Annotated in this window: 1 pseudogene; it reads right to left on the bottom strand. The window is 29.3% G+C overall.

Features of this window, described 5'->3' with window-relative positions:
• Positions 1–242: pseudogene (locus tag ELQ16_RS09885) on the bottom strand (hypothetical protein); the annotation flags it as partial.

Here is a 242-nt window from a genome sequence, read left to right as displayed (position 1 = left end):
ATCTTTTAAATATATGCTTTGCCAATCTTTAAATTCAAGTAAAGTAGAAGCTTGTCCTGTATAAAAGTTAGGATCTAAGTATTGGGGTTTATAGTCTTTGTAGGGGGAGTTTTTCATAATATGATAAGATTTAAAAACCGCTTTGGAATATTCTTGGGTATAATCGCCTGTGGGTTTAATATTTTCTTTAAATAGTATTTTATTGGTATCTTTTTCCACATCTAATGTTAATCCATTAGGTG

Origin of the sequence: Campylobacter sp. US33a, from assembly GCF_004378855.1 — a bacterium.
Taxonomy (GTDB): Bacteria; Campylobacterota; Campylobacteria; order Campylobacterales; family Campylobacteraceae; genus Campylobacter_D.
Note: the sequence above shows the minus strand (reverse complement) of the source record. Positions and strands in the feature narration are given on the sequence as shown.